General features: G+C 59.9%; 17 protein-coding genes and 1 pseudogene. 7 read left to right on the forward strand and 11 right to left on the reverse strand.

Annotated features, from left to right (window positions below; all coding sequences use genetic code 11):
• The first annotated feature begins 21 nt into the window (after positions 1-21).
• Together AC0V6M_RS09905 and AC0V6M_RS09910 are read left to right on the forward strand one after the other, a co-directional pair.
• Complete coding sequence (locus AC0V6M_RS09905; RefSeq protein ID WP_486138648.1) at positions 22-1,182, forward strand: alpha-hydroxy-acid oxidizing protein; 1,161 nt, start codon at positions 22-24, stop codon at positions 1,180-1,182.
• A gap of 160 nt (positions 1,183-1,342) precedes the next feature.
• The gene (locus AC0V6M_RS09910; protein ID WP_472642754.1) at positions 1,343-1,507 is read left to right on the forward strand and encodes a hypothetical protein; all 165 of its coding nucleotides are present in this window, start codon (positions 1,343-1,345) and stop codon (positions 1,505-1,507) included.
• Between the two features lie 17 nt (positions 1,508-1,524).
• On the opposite strand, the gene AC0V6M_RS09915 is transcribed toward AC0V6M_RS09910, so the two are convergent.
• The gene (locus AC0V6M_RS09915; protein ID WP_486138649.1) at positions 1,525-2,973 is read right to left on the reverse strand and encodes an NAD-dependent succinate-semialdehyde dehydrogenase; all 1,449 of its coding nucleotides are present in this window, start codon (positions 2,971-2,973) and stop codon (positions 1,525-1,527) included.
• A gap of 174 nt (positions 2,974-3,147) precedes the next feature.
• On the opposite strand from AC0V6M_RS09915, the gene ald reads away from it, so the two are divergent.
• The 4 genes from ald (at position 3,148) to AC0V6M_RS09935 (ending at position 6,609) form a co-directional block, all read left to right on the forward strand.
• Complete coding sequence (gene ald, locus AC0V6M_RS09920) at positions 3,148-4,233, forward strand: alanine dehydrogenase (RefSeq protein ID WP_486138650.1); 1,086 nt, start codon at positions 3,148-3,150, stop codon at positions 4,231-4,233.
• 167 nt (positions 4,234-4,400) lie between these two features.
• Entirely contained in the window at positions 4,401-5,066 is a 666-nt protein-coding gene (locus AC0V6M_RS09925; protein ID WP_486138651.1) for an alternative oxidase, read from the forward strand.
• 68 nt (positions 5,067-5,134) lie between these two features.
• Positions 5,135-6,241 (forward strand): S-(hydroxymethyl)glutathione dehydrogenase/class III alcohol dehydrogenase, encoded by a 1,107-nt coding sequence (locus tag AC0V6M_RS09930; protein ID WP_486138652.1) that lies wholly within the window; start codon positions 5,135-5,137, stop codon positions 6,239-6,241.
• Positions 6,241-6,609: a cupin domain-containing protein gene (locus tag AC0V6M_RS09935; RefSeq protein ID WP_486138653.1), complete on the forward strand. Its 369-nt coding sequence runs from the start codon at positions 6,241-6,243 to the stop codon at positions 6,607-6,609. The genes AC0V6M_RS09930 and AC0V6M_RS09935 overlap by 1 nt, the downstream gene beginning before the upstream one ends.
• 56 nt (positions 6,610-6,665) lie before the next feature.
• Here the strand turns inward: AC0V6M_RS09935 and AC0V6M_RS09940 are convergent, their stop codons facing one another.
• The 10 genes and pseudogenes from AC0V6M_RS09940 to tsaD form a co-directional block, all read right to left on the reverse strand.
• On the reverse strand, positions 6,666-7,676 hold the full coding sequence (locus AC0V6M_RS09940; protein ID WP_486138654.1) for a fumarylacetoacetate hydrolase family protein: 1,011 nt from the start codon (positions 7,674-7,676) through the stop codon (positions 6,666-6,668).
• Complete coding sequence (maiA, locus tag AC0V6M_RS09945; RefSeq protein WP_486139606.1) at positions 7,673-8,317, reverse strand: maleylacetoacetate isomerase; 645 nt, start codon at positions 8,315-8,317, stop codon at positions 7,673-7,675. Before maiA ends, AC0V6M_RS09940 begins: the two co-directional genes overlap by 4 nt.
• Positions 8,318-8,331: 14 nt before the next feature.
• Positions 8,332-9,522, reverse strand: a complete 1,191-nt coding sequence (locus tag AC0V6M_RS09950; RefSeq protein WP_486139607.1) for an acyl-CoA dehydrogenase — start codon at positions 9,520-9,522, stop codon at positions 8,332-8,334.
• Between the two features lie 277 nt (positions 9,523-9,799).
• Positions 9,800-11,739, reverse strand: a pseudogene (acs, locus tag AC0V6M_RS09955) (acetate--CoA ligase).
• A gap of 91 nt (positions 11,740-11,830) precedes the next feature.
• Positions 11,831-12,190, reverse strand: coding sequence for a response regulator (locus tag AC0V6M_RS09960; protein ID WP_486138655.1), 360 nt, complete (start codon positions 12,188-12,190; stop codon positions 11,831-11,833).
• Between the two features lie 62 nt (positions 12,191-12,252).
• Positions 12,253-12,894, reverse strand: coding sequence for a hypothetical protein (locus AC0V6M_RS09965; protein WP_486138656.1), 642 nt, complete (start codon positions 12,892-12,894; stop codon positions 12,253-12,255).
• 98 nt (positions 12,895-12,992) lie between these two features.
• Positions 12,993-14,687 (reverse strand): vWA domain-containing protein, encoded by a 1,695-nt coding sequence (locus AC0V6M_RS09970; RefSeq protein WP_486138657.1) that lies wholly within the window; start codon positions 14,685-14,687, stop codon positions 12,993-12,995.
• Between the two features lie 108 nt (positions 14,688-14,795).
• Positions 14,796-16,292 carry a lipopolysaccharide biosynthesis protein gene (locus tag AC0V6M_RS09975; protein WP_486139608.1) on the reverse strand — a complete coding sequence of 499 codons (1,497 nt, stop codon included), beginning with the start codon at positions 16,290-16,292 and terminating at the stop codon, positions 14,796-14,798.
• 71 nt (positions 16,293-16,363) lie between these two features.
• Positions 16,364-17,380: an NAD(P)H-dependent glycerol-3-phosphate dehydrogenase gene (locus tag AC0V6M_RS09980; RefSeq protein ID WP_486138658.1), complete on the reverse strand. Its 1,017-nt coding sequence runs from the start codon at positions 17,378-17,380 to the stop codon at positions 16,364-16,366.
• The gene (tsaD, locus tag AC0V6M_RS09985; protein WP_486138659.1) at positions 17,380-18,444 is read right to left on the reverse strand and encodes a tRNA (adenosine(37)-N6)-threonylcarbamoyltransferase complex transferase subunit TsaD; all 1,065 of its coding nucleotides are present in this window, start codon (positions 18,442-18,444) and stop codon (positions 17,380-17,382) included. Before tsaD ends, AC0V6M_RS09980 begins: the two co-directional genes overlap by 1 nt.
• Before the next feature lie 98 nt (positions 18,445-18,542).
• Here tsaD and hemC point away from each other — a divergent pair, with 98 nt between their 5' ends.
• Positions 18,543-19,454, forward strand: a complete 912-nt coding sequence (gene hemC, locus AC0V6M_RS09990) for a hydroxymethylbilane synthase (RefSeq protein WP_486139609.1) — start codon at positions 18,543-18,545, stop codon at positions 19,452-19,454.

Raw genomic sequence — 19,454 nt, forward strand, 5'->3', positions numbered from 1 at the left:
TGACCGGGAGAGGGTTGAGCGATGAGCTATTTCGGAGCGATGCAGAACGAGATTTACAACGCCGGGTTGCAAGGCATTTTGCCTGAGTTTCCGGTTGATTTTGCAACGCTGGAAAAGCGCGCCCACGAGGCACTAGGTCCGTCATTGACCAACTATGTCGCAGGCGGGTGCGGCGATGAGCATACACAAGACAGCAACTCATCCGCCTTTCACCACTGGGGCATGATCCCGCGCATGATGGTCGATGCGCAGGAGCGGGACTTATCGATTGATCTGTTCGGCATGAAGCTGCCGACCCCTTTGTTCATGGCGCCCATTGGGCTGACGGGCGAGGCGACGCAGGACAAGCACGGCGATATCGCTGCTGCGCAGGCCTCGGCGGCGACGGGCGTGCCACTGTGCGCTTCGACGCTGGCGAATGACAGCATGGAGGATGTCCATGATGCTTGCGGTGACACGCCGGGTTTCTTTCAACTTTATACGCCGCGTCACAAGGGGCTCGCCGAGAGCCTGATCGGCCGGGCTGAGGCCGCCGGATACAAGGCTCTGGTGGTCACGCTCGACACGTGGGTGACTGGGTGGCGACCGCGCGACCTCAACGCCTCAAACTTCCCGCAATTGCGCGGCAAGGTACTGCACAATTATTTCTGCGATCCGGTGTTCCGGTCGCTGCTTGAAAAGCCGCCAGAAGAGGATCCCAAGACGGCGATCATGACTTGGGCTGCGACCTTTGGCCAGGTGCTGACCTGGGACGATATGAAATGGCTGAAATCGGTGACGAAGCTGCCGATTGTACTGAAGGGCATTTGCCACCCAGATGACGCGAGAAAGGCCGTAGATACGGGCGCGGACGGGATTTATTGCTCCAACCACGGCGGGAGGCAGGCGAATGGCGGGATCGCGACTATCGACCTGCTCGAAGACGTGGTGAAGGCGTCTGGTGATGTGCCGGTGCTGTTCGATAGCGGCATTCGCTCCGGCACTGATGTGGTTAAGGCGCTGGCCTTGGGCGCGACTGCTGTCGGCGTGGGCAGGCCATACACGTATGGGCTGGCCTTGGGCGGAGCGAAAGGCGCAGAGTTTGTGCTGAGATCGATCTTGGCCGAGGCAGATTTGCTGATGGCTGTAAACGGTTACCCAACTTTGGAGGCCGTGCGCGCGGCGGGGGCTCAGCGGGTTTAGACCGCTTTTTACCCAAGCTTAAGCAGCGTAACTGGTGGAAAAAGCTACTTCTCGCTGCAGCTTAAATGGAAAATACGATTCTGTTTCCAGATTATTAGGTGTTAGCCCTTAGGCAGCTAAATATAGCGATTCGAGGCGATTGCCTCTTGGGGAAGCAGAAATGGAAATACCGACGATCAGGTCGAGTGGCCCAGATGCGATGGGCCGGACGGTTCAACTTCAAGATGAATATTCGCGCCGAGCGCGCTGGGGCCGCATCAAGCCGATGGAAAGCCATGGCCCAATGCGCCGCATCCTCTCGCGCATCGTACCTATCCTCGATTGAGACAAAACGGGCTGCGTTCAGCCTGCTTTGCCAATTGTGACAAGCTTCGTCTCGGTGTATCCGAGATAGCCTTCCTCGCCGCTTTCTGAGCCAAATCCGCTGTCGCCGACACCGCCAAATGGGGTTTCGGGCGAAGATACGGCCAAGTGGTTGATCGCCACCATTCCCGCGCGCAAATTTTGCCCCAAGTAATGGCTCTCATCCAAGGAACTGGTGAAGGCATAGGCGGCCAAGCCGTAGCGCAGAGCGTTTGCCGTCTCGACCGCGTCCTCGATTGTGTCATAGGGCACAATGCCAGCGATGGGGCCAAATGGCTCTTCCGTCATCAACCGGCTGTCCATGCTGGGGTTTGCCACCACTGTGGGCTGGTAGAAGAAGCCGCTGCCTTCGATTGCAGCACCACCAGTGACGATTTCCCCTTTGCCGCCGCCAAGATCGCCGAGTGCATGAGCCATGGCAGCGACGCGGCGTTCGTGCGCAAGCGGGCCCATTTCGACGCTTTCATCTACGCCTGCGTCGCCGACTTTGATCTGAGCCGCGCGGGCGGCAAACTCGCTGACGAATTTGTCATACACGCCGTGGGCCACGAGGAAGCGCGTTGGCGATACGCACACTTGTCCGGCATTGCGAAATTTGCCCGCGATACATGCGGCGAGGCTACGCTCGAAATCCGCGGTTTCACTGATGATGACCGGTGCGTGGCCGCCAAGCTCTGGCGTGAAGCGTTTCATGTTCTTTGCGGCGAGCGCGCCAAGATGTTTGCCGACCGCCGTTGATCCAGTGAAGCTGATCTTGCGTGTGATTGGCGACGCGATGAGGTGCTCTGACACGGGTCCAGGATCGCCGTAGACCAGGTTGATGACGCCCTTTGGCAATCCGCCATCGACCAGAGCTTCGACGAGCATTTGCGCAGATGCGGGGGTGTCTTCAGCAGGCTTAAGGATCACAGAGCAGCCAGCGGCCAATGCTCCGCCCAGCTTGCGTGCGGCGAGGTTCACGGGGAAGTTCCATGCGGTCAGCAGCACCGCTGGGCCGACCGGCATATGAAGCACTTGCTGAGACAAAAGGCCGTGATGGCGCGGCGGCACCAGGCGGCCGCCTTGACGCTTGGCTTCCTCAGCCAGAAAGTCGATCACATCGCCAGAGACCACCACTTCGGGAAGGGCCTGAGCGCGCGGTTTACCCATTTCGGCGGTGATGATATCGGCAATCTGCGGCGCGCGTTCGCGTAGAATTTCAGCGCCGCGGCGCAGGATGTTATAGCGTTCGATACCCGGCGTGTTGCTCCAAGTTTTGAAACCTTCGTCTGCTGCTGCCAATGCCGCATCAAGTTGTTCGGTCGAGGCTTTAGGACATTGACCAAGCACCGCTTCGGTCGCCGGATTGGTGACGGCCATTGTGCCGTCGCCGCCGTCCGTGACCCATTCACCGCCGATCAGCATTTTGATTTGAGGGTAGGCGGTCATGGCAATTCTCCAAGCTTACATATGCGCACCAATTGCTGTGCGCTTGTGTGCGGCGGCAGTCTCACCAAAGCCCGCGAAGTAAAGCAAGCATGTTTGTTTCGATTGTAACTTTGTTGCGCGTCACCTAAGGTTCGATTCGAACCCAATGTACCCATATTCCCCCAGGAGTTCGGCATGCTTGTTGGCGTCCCCAAAGAGATCAAAACCCACGAATATCGTGTTGGCCTGACCCCAGAGGCGGCGCGCGAATACATTGCTGCTGGTCATCAGGTGCTTGTCGAAACCGGTGCAGGCCTAGGCATCAGCAAGGATGATGATGTCTACCTTGCGGCGGGCGCACAGATTGCGGCTGACGCCGCTGAAGTGTTTGCCAAGGCCGATATGATCGTGAAGGTCAAAGAGCCTCAGCCGAGCGAATGGGTGCAGTTGCGTGAGGGACAAATCCTTTTCACCTATCTGCACCTCGCCCCCGATCCCGATCAAGCGCGCGGCCTCATGGAAGCAGGCGTATCCGCGGTTGCCTATGAGACGGTGACCGACCGTCATGGCGGGCTGCCACTGCTTGCCCCCATGAGTGAAGTTGCTGGACGGCTGTCGATTGAGGCTGCCGGCATGGCGCTGCGCGCCAACAATGGCGGGCGCGGCACATTGATGGGCGGCGTGCCGGGCGTTCTGCCAGCGAAAGTGGTCGTGCTGGGCGGAGGCGTTGTTGGAACGCAGGCGGCACGCATGGCCGTGGGCATGGGCGCGAATGTCGAGATTTTCGACCGCTCGCTGCCGCGTATCCGCCAGCTTGATGATATGTTCCAAGGGCGTGCGACAACGCGATACTCCACATCTTCAACGATCGAGCAAGCGATCACCGACGCTGATGTCGTCGTTGGCGCGGTGCTGATCCCCGGCGCGAGCGCACCACATTTGGTGACGCGCGAAATGCTGGGTTTGATGAAGAACCGAGCGGTTCTGGTGGATGTGGCGATCGACCAAGGCGGCGCGTTTGAAATGTCAAAGCCTACCACGCATGAGGCCCCGACCTATGAGGTCGATGGGATCATTCACTATTGCGTCGCCAACATGCCCGGCGCGGTGCCGCTCACTTCGAGCTATGCGCTCAACAATGCGACCCTGCCATTTGGCCTTGCGCTTGCGAATAAGGGTGTGGCCGCGTGCGAAGAGGACCCGCATCTCGCGCCCGGTCTAAATGTCCATCAGGGCAAGATCGTGAACCAAGCGGTGGCGGACAGCCTCGGTTTCACTTGATGCAACAAGTTGCAAAAAACTGAACATATAATGCCGCGAATCCGATGTTTATTCCGGATCAGAACAGGCATTTAGGCGTTGGGTAAACGAAGCATGTCTGAACATGGTCGTGGCGCGCAGAGGGGACTGAGCTCCTCGATTGTTAAGCGGCTCTACGGAAGTGGCTAATGAAACACCTAAACACCGCACCGCTGGTTCGCCAAGTGAACCACGATGCAGAGCTGGATATCCATGTTGCGCCGGTCACCACCAGCGACAAGGTGGCCTTTGCCTTCGTCAAAATGCTGCGGTTCTTTGCCGATAAGTTCTTCGCCACACGTTATGGCCACCGCGCCGTCGTGCTGGAGACGGTTGCGGCGGTGCCCGGAATGGTCGGCGGCCTGTGGCAGCACCTCAAGGCGCTGCGCTATATCCGCGATGACGAGGGCTGGATCCGCACTTTGCTGGACGAGGCAGAGAATGAGCGGATGCATCTGATGACATTTATCAAGATCGCCGATCCGAACCGGTTTGAGCGCATGCTCATCATGGTAACCCAGCTGATCTTCTACAATTTCTACTTCTGGCTCTACCTGTTTGCGCCGCGCACGGCGCACCGGGTGGTGGCCTATTTCGAGGAAGAAGCGGTCTTCAGCTACACCCAATATCTCGCCGAGGTTGATGCTGGGCGGCATGAGAATGTGCCGGCGCCTCAGATTGCGATCGACTATTGGCAGTTGCCGCAGGACGCGCGGCTACGCGATGTGATTATCGCCGTTCGCGCGGATGAAGCGGAGCACCGCGACGTCAATCACGACTTTGTGACTGTGATCGACAACAAGCGCGCTGACTGATCTGCGCGCTTGACGCGGGCCCCGCGCTGGTGTTGCGTTTCTCTCGATTTGAATGAGAGAGACGCACCATGAAAACCAGAGCCGCCGTTGCATTTGAAGCCAAAAGGCCGCTCGAGGTCGTAGAGCTGGATCTGGAAGGGCCGAAGGCGGGCGAAGTACTGGTCGAGATTATGGCGACCGGGATTTGTCACACCGATGCTTACACGCTGGACGGGCTGGATAGCGAAGGTCTGTTCCCCAGCATTTTGGGCCATGAAGGCGCCGGGATTGTGCGGGAAGTTGGCGCAGGCGTGACTTCGGTTGTGCCTGGCGATCATGTAATCCCGCTCTACACGCCGGAATGCAGGCAGTGCAAAATGTGCCTGTCTGGCAAGACCAATCTGTGCAGTGCAATCCGCGAGACGCAGGGCAAAGGCCTGATGCCGGATGGCACTTCGCGGTTCAGCTATAAGGGCGAGACGATCTACCATTATATGGGGTGCTCGACGTTCTCTAACTTCACCGTCCTGCCAGAGATCGCCGTCGCTAAGATCCGCACCGATGCTCCGTTTGAAAGCGCATGTTATGTTGGCTGCGGCGTTACGACAGGCGTGGGAGCGGTCACCAACACGGCTCAGGTGAAGCCCGGCGACAATGTCGTCGTGTTCGGCCTTGGCGGCATTGGCCTCAACGTGATCCAAGGGGCAAAGATGGCTGGCGCAGACCGGATCGTGGGCGTTGATCTAAACCCAGCGAAACGCGAATGGGGCGAGAAGTTCGGCATGACCGATTTCGTGAACCCCAAAGAGACCTCTGACGTTGTTGGCCATCTGGTGGAAATGCTCGACGGCGGGGCAGACTATTCATTTGATTGCACGGGCAGCACCGATGTCATGCGGCAAGCGCTCGAATGCTGTCACAAGGGGTGGGGCACCAGCATTATCATTGGCGTGGCGGAAGCGGGCAAAGAGATCGCAACGCGTCCGTTTCAGCTGGTGACCGGGCGCAATTGGCGCGGCACGGCCTTTGGTGGCGCGAAGGGGCGGACCGATGTTCCCAAGATCGTCGACTGGTACATGCAGGGCAAGATTGCGATTGATCCGATGATTACTCACACCCTGTCACTGGAAGAGATCAACAAGGGTTTTGACCTGATGCACTCTGGCGAGAGCATCCGCAGCGTGGTGGTGTATTGATGGCGAGCGCAACGCCGAGCAAGGTCAATTTGGCCGACAAGTTTGAGACATTCTCTGAGCATTGGGCGCCGCGTCTTGCCGCGCGCTACAATGGCAATGAGGTGCGCCTCGCAAAGGTTGATGGCGAATTCCATTGGCACAGGCATGACGACACTGATGAGCTGTTCTTGGTGGTCGAAGGGGCGCTCGAAATGGAGTTTCGAGATCGCACAGAGCACCTGTCATCAGGCGAGATGATTGTCGTCCCGCGCGGCGTCGAACATCGTCCCTGCGCGCGGCAGGGCGAGGCCAAGCTGGTGATCATGGACGCCGAAGGCACGGCGAACACCGGCGATGAGGCGACGGCCTTTACCCCAATCGAAGTTTGACGGTTTGAAAGAGCAGCGGCAGTGTTATCGCCGCGCTCTGAAGTAGGAAAGCGGCTTTAGACCGCCACGACGTTCTGCTCGATCGCGCCAAAGACCGAGTGATTGTCCTTATCGCGCATTTCGATCTTCACGCTGTCGCCTTCTCGCATGAAGCGCGTTGTCGCCTCGCCATTTGCAATCGTCTCGATCATGCGGATTTCCGCGATGCGGCTGTAGCCAAGCCCGCCTTCGGCAACCGGCTTGCCCGGGCCTCCATCTGCACCCTTGTTGCTGACCGTGCCGGAGCCAACGATGGAGCCGGCGCACAGACTGCGGGTCTTGGCCGCATGGGCGACGAGCTGCGCCAGGTTGAAGGTCGCGTCCTTGGCTGCTTCTGCGCGGCCAAACGCCTCGCCATTGTAGTCGACCATCAAGGGCAGATGAATGAGACTGTCCGCCCATGCATCGCCCAGCTCGTCCGGTGTGATTGCAACCGGTGAGAATGCACTGGATGGCTTGGATTGGAAGAAGCCAAAACCCTTGGCAAGCTCGCCCGGGATTAGCCCGCGAAGGCTCACATCGTTCACCAGCATGATCAGCTTGATGTGACCGGCGGCATCTTCCGCCGAGACGCCCATTGGCACATCATCGGTCACCACGGCGACCTCGCCCTCCATGTCGCAGCCCCAGGCTGGATCGCCCAGCGGGATGTTGGCGCGCGGCGGCAGGAAGCTGTCAGAGCCGCCCTGATACATCAGCGGATCGGAGTAGAAGCTCTCTGGTACCTTGGCACCGCGCGCTTTGCGCACGAGCTCAACGTGGTTGATGTAAGCGCTGCCATCGGCCCATTGGTAGGCGCGCGGTAGAGGCGAATGCGCCTCACGCTCGTGAAAGCGCTCGCAAGGCACGGCCTGATGCTCGACATCGGTGGCGAGCACTTCCAATTGCGGGGCAATCCGCTCCCAATCATCCAGCGCAGCCTGCATAGTCGGCGCGATGTATCCGGCTGCACAGCAGCGCGTGAGATCCTTTGACACAACGACCAATTTGCCATCGCGGGTGCCATCATTGAGCGTTGCTAGTTTCATGCGGAGTTCTCCGGGTTGTCGGGTTGATTGTCTGGGTGGGCACGCTGAAACGCGGGCAGGGCAAGGCACGCCGCCTCGATCTGCGCGATGTGTTTGTGTGCATAAATGTCGTAATTGAAACGCCGCGCATTGTAGACTTGCGGCAGCAGCACGGTCTCGAACAGGCCCGGCGCATCGAGCAGGAAGTCGACCGTATCAAGCTGAGCCAGCCGTGCCTCGACTGGCACCAACGTGCGCGCCAGCCAGTGGCGATACCAGGTGTCTATCTCGTCTTGCGATTGGCCGTATTCGTTCTTGAGGTACTTCAAGACCGGCAGGTTGAGCGGCGCGTGCAGCTCTGTCGCGATCGCATAGGTCAGCTCGCGCACGGTGTAACGTGCCTCAATATCGCGCGGCATCAACGGCTTGTCAGGATAGGCCTCGTCCAGCCATTCCAGCAGCGCCATGCTCTGCGCGCGGTCGCGGCCATCGGCCTCCAACATGGGCACAGAGCCGAACGGATTGCGGCTGGTGAAGGTCTCTCCCTTTTGCTCAGAGGTGAGCAGGTTCACAGGCACATTCTCATAGCCGAGACCCTTCAGCTCCAGCGCGATGCGCAGGCGGTAGCTGGTTGAGCTGCGGAAGTAGCCGTGGAGTTTGATGACGCGAGCCCTCCTTACCCGAACGCCGCGATGCCGGTAATCGCGCGGCCCAGGATGAGCGCGTGGACATCATGCGTGCCCTCATAGGTGTTGACCGTCTCGAGGTTCACTGCATGGCGGATCACCTGGTATTCTTCCGATATACCATTGCCGCCATGCATGTCGCGCGATTGGCGGGCGATGTCCAAAGCCTTGCCGACGTTGTTGCGTTTGATGATGCTGATCATGTCGGGCGCAAAGCGGCCTTCGTCCATCAAGCGTCCAACGCGCAGGCTCGATTGCAGCCCCATCGCGATGTCCGTCATCATGTCCGCCAGCTTCTTCTGGAACAGCTGCGTCGCGGCCAGAGGCTTGCCAAACTGCTTGCGATCGAGGCCGTATTGGCGTGCAGCGTGCATGCAGAATTCCGCGGCGCCCATCGCGCCCCAGCCGATGCCGTAACGCGCGCGGTTGAGGCAGCCGAACGGGCCTTTGAGACCTTGCACATCAGGCAGCAGAGCGTCGGCGGGTAGCTTCACATCTTCCATCACGATCATGCCGGTGGTTGATGCGCGCAGGCTGATCTTGCCTTCGATCTTGGGCGCGGACAGCCCCTTCATCCCCTTCTCAAGCACAAAGCCGCGAATGCCGCCGCCATGCTCTTCGCTCTTGGCCCAAACGACGAACACGTCGGCAAAGGGCGAGTTTGAGATCCAGGTTTTGGAACCATTGATGACGTAGCCCCCATTCTCCCCGGCGCCATCCTTCTTCGCGACGGTCTTCATGCCAGCAGGGTCGCTGCCTGCGTCTGGCTCTGTCAGGCCAAAGCAGCCGATGAGCTCGCCAGAGGAGAGGCCGGGCAGGTACTTGCGCCGCTGCTCTTCTGATCCGTAAGCATAGATTGGGTGCATCACGAGGCTCGATTGGACGCTGGCCATAGAGCGATAGCCGCTGTCGACGCGCTCAATTTCGCGCGCGATCAGGCCGTATGCGACATAGCTTGCGCCAACGCCGCCATATTCCTCTGGAATGGTCGCGCCGAGCAGCCCGGCCTGCCCCATCAGCGGGAACAGCTCCGGTGCGGCGGTTTCATTGCGATAGGCCTCGATAACGCGCGGTTGCAGCTCGCTCTGCGCGAATGCATGGGCGCTGTCACGGATCATCCGCTCGTCCTCGGTCGGCTGCGTTTCGAGATCGAAGGGATCTTCCCAGTTGAAGGGCGCCATTTCGGCCATTAGTTACTCCTGAAACCAGTTAGAGGGTCTGTTGCAGGCTTCGCAGCGTCCTGCAAGTTTTGCGTTGGCCGTTTTGAGCTTTGGAACACATACGCCTTTTTCAAATGTGTGACTTTTGAAATTATCGCCTGTTTATCAGAGGTTTGGGGCAGATACACGGTTGCAAAGTGTGACTTTTGGGAAATGACCTGTTCCAAGGCTGTTTTGAGGGTGGCTGAGACCATAGGCGCGGTGCTCGCTGTAGGACAGCTTTGCGCCCCACGCGCCATCACACAGACGGCCGGTTCGCAACCAAATCTTCGACCACGCTCGGGTCGGCCAATGTCGAGGTGTCGCCCAGACTGCCCATATCGTTTTCAGCAATCTTGCGCAGGATCCGCCGCATGATCTTGCCGCTGCGGGTCTTGGGCAGGCCGGGGGCAAATTGCAGCACATCAGGGGTCGCAATCGGGCCGATTTCCTTGCGCACCCATTGCACCAGCTCGCGCCGCAAATCCTCGCTGTCCTCGGTGCCCGCATTGGTCGTGACATAGGCGTAGATGCCTTGCCCTTTTACCTCGTGCGGCATCCCAACCACGGCGGCCTCGGCGACCAGCGGATGCTCGACCAGCGCACTTTCCACCTCGGCGGTGCCCATGCGGTGGCCAGAGACATTGATCACGTCATCGATCCGGCCCGTGATCCAGTAATAGCCATCCTCGTCCCGGCGGCAGCCATCGCCGCTGAAGTAATAGCCGGGATATTGGCTGAAATAGGTGTCAAAAAAGCGCTTGTGATCGCCGTAAACGGTGCGCATTTGCCCCGGCCAACTGTCGGTGATCACGAGCGCGCCAGAGGCTGCGCCGTCCAGCACAGTGCCCTTTTCCGCATCGACCAAAGCGGGCTGTACCCCGAACATCGGCGTGCTGGCGCTGCCGGGTTTCAGCGCTGTTGCGCCGGGCAGGGGGTGATCATCGCGCCCGCTGTCTCGGTCTGCCACCAAGTGTCGACGATGGGGCAGCGGCGCTCTCCCACGACGCGGTGATACCAATCCCACGCCTCTGGATTGATCGGTTCGCCCACGCTGCCGAGCAGGCGGAGCGAGGAGCGATCCGTCTTTGTCACAAACTCATCGCCTTCGCGCATCAGCGCGCGCAAAGCAGTGGGCGCGGCATAGAAAATTTCGACCTTGTGCTTGTCGATCACGTTCCAGAACCGCGAGTGGTCGGGATAGTTCGGCACGCCTTCGAACATCACTTGTGTCGCGCCGTTCAGCAGCGGACCGTAGACGACATAGGAATGCCCGGTGACCCAGCCGACATCGGCCGCGCACCAATAAATTTGGCCCGGTGTGTAATCGAACACATATTCATGCGTCATGCTGGTCCACACGGCATAGCCGCCGGTTGTGTGCAACACGCCTTTCGGTTTTCCAGTGGAGCCGGAGGTGTAGAGGATAAACAACGGGTCTTCTGCGTCCATCACCTCTGGTTCGCATTCATCGCTCGCTGCGGAAATGGCGTCATGCCACCAGATGTCGCGCCCTTCGGTGAAGCCAATTTCGCCGCCGGTATGCTTCAGCATGATCACCCGGCTGACATCGACTTTTTCCAAGGCCGCATCGACATTGGCTTTGAGTGGAACTTTCTTGCCGCCGCGCAGGCCCTCGTCAGCGGTCAGGACAATATCAGATTGGCAATCTGATATCCGGCCCGCTAGCGCATCAGGAGAGAACCCTGCAAACACGACAGAATGCACCGCGCCGATCCGCGCGCACGCGAGCATCGCTATCGCGGCCTCTGGCACCATGGGCAGATAGATCGTGACCCGGTCGCCTTTTTTGACGCCATTGGCTTTCAGTACATTGGCAAAACGGCAGACCTCGCGGTGAAGATCGCGGTAGGTGAGGGTGCGCCCCGGCGTGCTGGGATCATCCGGTTCCCAGATGATCGCAGGGGTGTCGCCGCGTTCCGCCAAATGCCGGTCCAGCGCATTGGCGCAAATATTGAGCTTCCCGCCAAGGAACCAGCCGATGCGAAAATCAGCTTCGTGATAGCTTATGTCTTTGACGGTTTCGAATGGCTGGATCCAATCGATCCGCTGCGCTTCCTCGCGCCAGAACCCGTCAGGATCATTGATCGAACGGGCATAGTGGGTTTGATATTTGCCTGCGTTGAACTTTGCGTTTGTCGCCCACTCGTCTGGTACAGGAAACAGGTCTTGGCTCACGTATCGCTCTCCGTTTTATATACCGAACAGAGATAAGCGAAGCGGAGGCGTGTGGGAAGCGCCGCGTTAGCGGATAAGCGATTTGACGCGATTATTGGTCTTCGAGAATCTTCACAACCGTGCGCAGCATTTCATTGGGCGGGCAGGGTTTCAGCAAAGTCGTCGCCTCTGGAAAGCGCTGCTCCACCTCGTCGCGAGTAAACTGGCCAGAGTGGAAGATGATCGGCACGTCTTCATCGCGCAATTTCTGCGCGAGCGGATAGACGATGCCGTCATCCAATTGCACATCCAGAATTGCCAAGTCAGGCTTGTTCTTCTGGAACGAGAGCATCGCCGAGGAGATATCGGTGTGCGGGCCGGCCACTTCGAACCCGGCTTCTTGCACCGTTTCGCAGAGGTCAAAACCGACGATTCGCTCGTCTTCAGCGACCAAAATCCGTGCCTGAGTCATTGTCCTCTCCTCGTTCACATATTCCTATGTAACACAGTTTGGACAAATGTTTCCCATTTATTTCAACCATTTTGGCCAAACTTGTCGGAAAAGCCTGCATTATCGCCTGCGGCGAGGAGCTTTGCTTGCTCCACCCAGTTATCGCGGCGGATGCGCCCTTTGAAGCGATCAAGCTGATCGTCGACACGGTCGATATCGGCTTCATCCCAGCTGGCGATTTCGGCAAACGTCGTCACTCCAAGGGTGTTCAGTAGCCCGGCGAGCTTCGGTCCGAGGCCCTTGATCTGGGTCAGATCATCCGCTGCGCCAGAGGATGGCGCGGGAGCAGGGGCCGGAATATCGGCCTCGCCAGCGGGTTCGCTTGGCGCTTCGCCCAGAACGGGCGGGGCAGGATCTTCTTGGATCAGCGGCGCGACGGGTTCAGGTGTCGGCGTTGGTTCAGGGGAGGGCGCGGGCGCCAGTGCTGGCTCCGGCGTGGCCTCGGGCACCGGAACGCCTGTATCTTTGACCGCAGCCTTAGGCGCATCGATGAGCGCCTGATTGCGGGCCGCCGGTGCAGCGCCTTCATCCAGAACATCTTTCGTGTCCTTATCGACGACCGATGCTTTGCGGTTTGCCGACAGCCAGAAAAACGCCAGCAACAGCACCACAATCGCGACTATCAGAATGACGGGCCAATTGGCCTCAAAGAACTCAGGTGTCATCTCTCAATCCTATGAATTACCACTTTGCCTACGCGCCATAGCAGCGACGCTTCGCGCATTCCAAGCGGTCATCATAAGTTTTGAGAGATTGGTGCGCCTCAGCCGCCCTTCATGCTGCCTGCGAGTGCGTTCAGCCGGATGAATTCCTGCCGCCAGTAATCATCCTGAGAGCCGGCGAGCGTTTCAATATCGCTGTGGCCAAAGCCCTTCATTAGATTGTCCCCGCGCAGCAATTGACCATAGGCAGCAACGGCGCTGGCCAAGGCAAAATCGCCGGACGGCTGTTTGGCTTGCAGCAGTTCGCTGCGTTTTACCAAGCGCTCAATAAGGCGCGATTTATTGCCATCGGGCAATTTGTAGCGCAACTTCACCTGAGCGACCTCCGCCTCGCGGCTTTGCGCGGTTTGCGAGGGCTTGTCTTCATAGCGGCGCGGCGCGATCCAGCCTTCGGTTCCGGCGGGTACGATCTCGTAAATCGCGGTGACTTGATGGCCTGCGCCGATGTCGCCGGCATCGACCGCATCATTGTTGAAGTCTTCCTCACGCAGCGCCCGGTTTTCATAGCCGACCAAGCGATATTGGCTGACAACTGCCGGGTTAAACTCGACTTGGATTTTGACGTCTTTGGCGATGGTGAAAAGGGTCGAGCTCATCTCTTCGCCCAGTACCTTTTTCGCCTCCAGCGCGCTGTCGATATAGGCGTAATTGCCGTTCCCATGATTGGCGACCTGCTCCATCATCGCTTCGTTGTAATTGCCTTGACCAAAGCCGAGCGTGGTGAGGGTGATCCCGCTGTCGCGCTTTTCCTCGATCAGCTCGATCAAGGCGTCTTGGCTCGATACGCCGACGTTGAAGTCACCGTCAGTGGCCAGGATCACGCGGTTGACCCCGCCTTTGATGAAGCTGTCCTCCGCGATGTTGTAGGCAAGCTTCAAGCCTGCGCCGCCAGCAGTTGAGCCGCCAGCGGAAAGCTCGTCCAGAGCGCGGCGGATTTTCTTGGTGTCATTGGTGGGTTCGAGCACCATGCCCGCAGCGCCTGCGTAGACGACGATGGATACACGGTCCTGCGGGGAAAGCTCACCAGCGAGGCCTGCCAGCGCGGTTTTGACCAAGGGCAGTTTGTCCGGCTGCCCCATCGAACCGGACACATCCATCAGGAATACGAGATTGGCAGGTGGGCGATCTTCGCGCGGCAAATCATATCCGCGCAGGCCAATCCGCATCAGATAGGTGTCTTCGTTCCACGGTGTGCGTGCAATGTCTGTGTTCACGCTGAACGGCTGAGAGCGGTCGGCTGGTTTGGCGTAGTCATAGCGGAAATAGTTGATCATTTCCTCGGTGCGCACGGCGGCACGCGGCGGCATCTGCCCTTGCGTGAGGAAGCGGCGCGCATTGGCATAGGCGCCGGTGTCAACATCGACGCTAAAAGTGGAGACAGGCTCTGCGCTGGTCAGCTTGACCGGCGAGACCTCTTCACCATCATATTGCTCGCGGCCCGGATCGGTCGGTACGCGCACTGGCGGAACGCCGATAATCGGCGGCGGACGGCGGCGGGTCACAGGTGCGTAGTCCGCGCCTGCGATCCGCGCGCCCGTGACGACTACCGCTTCTGCGGCGACGGGCGCTGGTGGGGGTGGCGGCGGAGGAGGCGGTGGAGGTGGAGGGGCAGCCGCGACCTTTTCATCAGGTTGGCCGGTTGTGGCGACATTGCCCTGATTGGCTGCGCAGCCCGCTATCACCAAGCTTAACAAGCCAACGCCTGCCAGTTTAAACGCTAGGTTTGAATTCCGCATTTTCACGACTCCCCACAATAACCCTCGAGATGCAAAGCTCTGCTTTTGGGCGTTAATCGTGACTGAACGTGCAGGACGTGCGGTTAATCGGGCAGGCTAGGAGGCTCTCTATCCGCCCACATTCTTGCGGAACAGCAGGCGGTCTTCTTCGCCAAATCCGCGCCGCCAGATGACCCAGCCGAATGTCAGCAGGATTGCCGGAATGCCGAACAACAGCTCGGCCCATTCCGGTAGCCATGTGGCCGCAGTGCCGACCACAACGGCGGGGGCGGCGGCCCAGACCAAAGCCCAGCGCCAATTGCTGACGGGGGCTTTCAATAGCTTCTTCAGCAGCAGCGCCTTGACCAGGCTCGCGCAGCCCAGTGCGATCAGCAAGGCGAGCGCCGCACCGGCGGCCTTAAACGGCTCGGAAAACCCGAGGTGCTCCACCCCTTTGATAATCCCGATGGTAAGCGCAGCCTGCAGCGCAATCGTGCCGACCGAAATCAGCAAGTTTCGCTTGCGTGCAATGTAGACCAGCACACTTTCCGAGACGACCGCCATAGCCGCGGCCACCTCTGCAGCGAGCAGGAAGGCAAGTGCGCCAGTGCCGCCAACATATTGCGGTCCGATAAGGCCCATCACACCTTCGCCCGGTACGCCCAACGCCAGCGCAATCGCGGCCTGAGCGGCGATGATCCAGAAGCCGACTTGGCGGACCTGAGCAGCAATGGCGGCGTAGTTCTTGCTCTTTAGGTTCTTGGTAATGACGGGGCCAAGCACCGGCTCAAAGCTGGTCTTGAGTTTCTGCGGCAGGCTCGCGATCTGCTGAGCCATGTAATAGACAGCAACAGCTGCGGGCGAGGCGAAGAAGCCCAAGATGAAAATATCGACCCGGCGCGTGCCCCATTCGACCGCGTCTGCGCCCATCAGCGGCAGAGCGCGGGCGGTGACTTTCCACATATAGCGCGGGCGAGGGCGCCATCCGCTCGGCAATCCATAGCTACGCAAGAACGACCATGCAGCGGTCAGCAGTGCGGCGTAAATCGAGCAGATGAACGCAAGGGCGAGACCAGCTTCGCGAAACTCAGTGATACCATTGTAAAGCGGCAGGTAGAAGAACACGCCCGCCATGATTGATATGGTCCACGGCTCGACCACAGCGCGGGCGCGCACTGTGGTGGCGATGTCATACTTGTATGCCTGCGCGGCCAGCAGAATTTCCGTGAGCGCAAAGGCTGGGATCGCCGCGATTAGCCAGATGTCATATTCGCTGTTCATCCCGTTCGGGAACATCACGACCGGGAACAGCCACAGGATCAGGCCAGCAAATGCAGATAGGATCAGCGCAATCAGCATCCCGTCGAACACGAGGTTTACCTTGGCTCGCTCGGCCTCAGGGCCGTCGCCATCTGTGCCTTCGGTCAGGCGTTGAGCCAGCCCGCGTTTTTCGCCGAGAGAACAAACGAGTCCGAGAATTTCGATTAGAACTAGCGCAGAGGCGAAGCGTCCGACCGCGTCAATTCCGTACAGCCGCCCGGCGATAAACAGGAAGGGCAGGCGGGCAACCAGCCTTAGGATGAAGCCAAAGAAATTGGTCCGGCCGCCTTTGGCCAGCGCCTGCATATCGGCGTTGTCATCGCCGGGTGTGCTGGCTGCTCCGCTGGCTGGCGGCGAAGATGAGGCTGGGGGTAGGCTCAAGCCTGATGGTTCCTGTTCTCGCGTTCTTGCTCCGCCTTTAGCGGACGAGCGAGCAGGCTGGCGACTGCGGTGCGCGGGCTTTCCCCGGCAAGGATTGCGTTGACGGCAATCACAATGGGCATGGTGATGCCGCGTTCCTCGGCCAGACGCTTGAGAACGGGCGCGGTGTGCGCGCCTTCTGCAACAGTGCGGCGATCCGCCATCAGTTCAGCGGCAGACCCGCCTTCGCCCAGAGCCTTGCCGAGCGAGAAATTGCGGCTGGAAGTCGACGAACAGGTAAGCACCAGATCGCCCAGTCCGCATAGCCCTGCGAGCGTTTCAGCCTCTGCGCCCAGCGCCTCGCCAAAGCGCAGCATTTCGGCATAGCCGCGCGCGATCAGGGCAGCGCGGGCATTCTGGCCCAGCGCAAGGCCATCGACCACGCCGCAGGCGATTGCGAGTACGTTCTTGATTGCACCGCCGATCTCTGCGCCGGTCACATCATGACTGTAATACGGGCGGAACGATGGTCGGGCGATTTCTGGTGAGAGGCGCTCCCACTGCGCATTGCCGCCGCCGCATGCGAGCGTGACCGCCGTGGGCAGGCCGTCTGCAACTTCGTGTGCGAAGGTGGGGCCGGATAGGACCGCGATGTCGCTGTCTGGATAAACAGCTTTGGCAACCTCATTCATCAACTGGCCCGTGCCCGCATCAATGCCTTTGGAACACAGCACCAGATCGCGCGGCGCCCTTGGCAATTGCGACAGAACCGCGCCGAGGTTTTGCGCCGGTGTTACGGCTAGAACCGTGTCCGGCTGCGCCAATTCGCCAAGATCATTGGTCGCGCGAATGCTGGGTGAAAGCGACGCCGATGGCAGGTACAGCGCATTGCGATGCTCTGAATTGATCGCATCGACCAAATCCGCCTCATAGGCCCATAGGAGCACATCGCGCCCGTCGGTGCTGAGCATTTGCGCCAGAGCTGTGCCCCATGCGCCTGCGCCAATCACGCCAATCGTGGAAAGAGCCGTCATTATGCTTTCACTCCTGCGCCGCGCGCTTTTTCCGCCTCTGGATCAAGCGGCCAGCGCGGACGCGCTTTGAAATCGAGCGGATCAGATTGCTCCAGCGGCATGCGTTCACACCCGGCCCAAGCGATCATCGCGGCGTTATCTGTACACAGCGCCAATGGCGGCGCGGCAAAGCGCATGTGATGTTTGTCGGCGAAGGCTTCAAGCGCGGATCGGATCGCGGTGTTGGCCGCAACGCCGCCAGCAACCACCAGGGCGGGGGGCGTTTCCAAGTCTTTGAGGGCGTGGGTTAACCGGTCGATCAGGCAGTCTATCGCTGCCTGCTGAAAGCTCGCAGCAATGTCTTCGGACCGGTGCTCTCCGCTGTCATAGGCCCGCAAAACCGCGCTTTTGAGGCCAGCGAAGGAGAAATGCGGTTCCTTTGATCCCTTGAGCGGGCGGGGCAAAGGAACGGCGGAGGCATCGCCGGTTAATGCGAGCTTTTCCACCTTCGGCCCGCCGGGATAGCCAAGGCCTAGGATCTTCGCAGTTTTGTCGAACGCCTCACCCAAGGCATCATCAATCGTGGTCGCGAGGCGGCGATATTCGCCAACGCCTTCCACCAGCAGGATTTGGCAATGCCCACCCGATACGAGCAGCAGCAGATAAGGAAAGCTGAGTTCTGCATCGGCCAAACGCGGGGAGAGTGCATGCCCCTCCAGATGATTGACCGCGATCAGCGGTTTGCCCGATGCCATCGCCAGCGCCTTTGCACTGACCAGGCCGACCATCACCCCGCCGATCAGGCCGGGGCCAGCGGTGGCGGCAATCGCATCCACATCCTCTAGCGTCATATCCGCATCCGCCATCACCGCCTCCAGCATTGGGGCGAGGCGCTCTGCATGCGCGCGGGCGGCGATTTCTGGCACGACCCCGCCGTAGGGCGCGTGCTCCGCCTCTTGGCTGGCTATCCGCTGCGCAATGATTGTCCGGTCGCCGCGCACCACAGCAACCGCCGTCTCATCACAGCTGGATTCGATGCCTAGCACGGTCTGGTCGTCGGGTATGATTGGCGGCAATTCACTCATGCGGCTTTTCCTTAGTCGCTTAGGTGGTTAGAGCAAGCATGCCTATGAGCCAGCCTAACGATCAGAGCAGCGCGGCGGATGCCGCAAACCCCATCAAGATGCGGCTTGGAACGCGCGAATCTCCGCTTGCGATGGCACAAGCCTACGAAACGCGGCGGCGGCTGTGCGAGGCGCATGGCTGGAGCGAGGATCAGGTCGAATTGGTGCCGGTGCGTGCCGGCGGCGACAAGATTCAGGACCGCCCGTTGGCCGATATTGGCGGTAAGGCGCTGTGGACCAAAGAGCTCGATCAATGGCTGGGCGAGGGGCAGATCGATGCTGCGGTGCATTCGCTTAAAGATGTTGAGACGATCCGGCCTGATAGCTTTGCAATGGCTGCATTTTTACCGCGCGCGGACCGCCGCGATGTGCTGATCGGGGCGAGTGCTATTGCGGCAATCCCACCGGGATCGAAGGTGGGCACCAGCGCACCGCGACGGGCCTCGCAATTGCTCAATCAGCGCCCCGACCTCGAAGTGGTGATGTTTCGCGGGAATGTCGCGACCCGGCTGGCGAAATTGCAAGCGGGCGAGGCGGATGTGACCTTCCTCGCAGCGGCTGGACTGGAGCGTTTGGGCGAAACTGGCTTGGGCACTCCGCTAGAGACTGGCGATTGGATCCCGGCGGCCTCTCAGGGCGCGATTGGGATTGAATGCGCCGCTGGCAATGAGGCTGCTCTAAAGGCTGTTGCTGCGATTGATCATGCTCAGACCCGCGCTGAAGTTCTGGCGGAGCGCGCTCTGCTGGAGGCGCTTGGCGGCACCTGTCACAGCCCGGTTGCTGTGCTGTGCGAGGCTGATGGAGACCGCATTTCGATGCGCGCCGCCCTGTTCAGCCCGGATGGGGCAGAGCGTGTGGAGGGCGAGGCGCGCTTTGCGATTGGCGATGTTGCTGCGGCGAAAGCGCTGGCGGCGGATCTGCTGTCGCGCGCTGGGCCGGGCACACGTCCGCACTTTGGCGGCGCTGGCTAG

Source organism: Erythrobacter sp. JB3-1, from assembly GCF_057364995.1.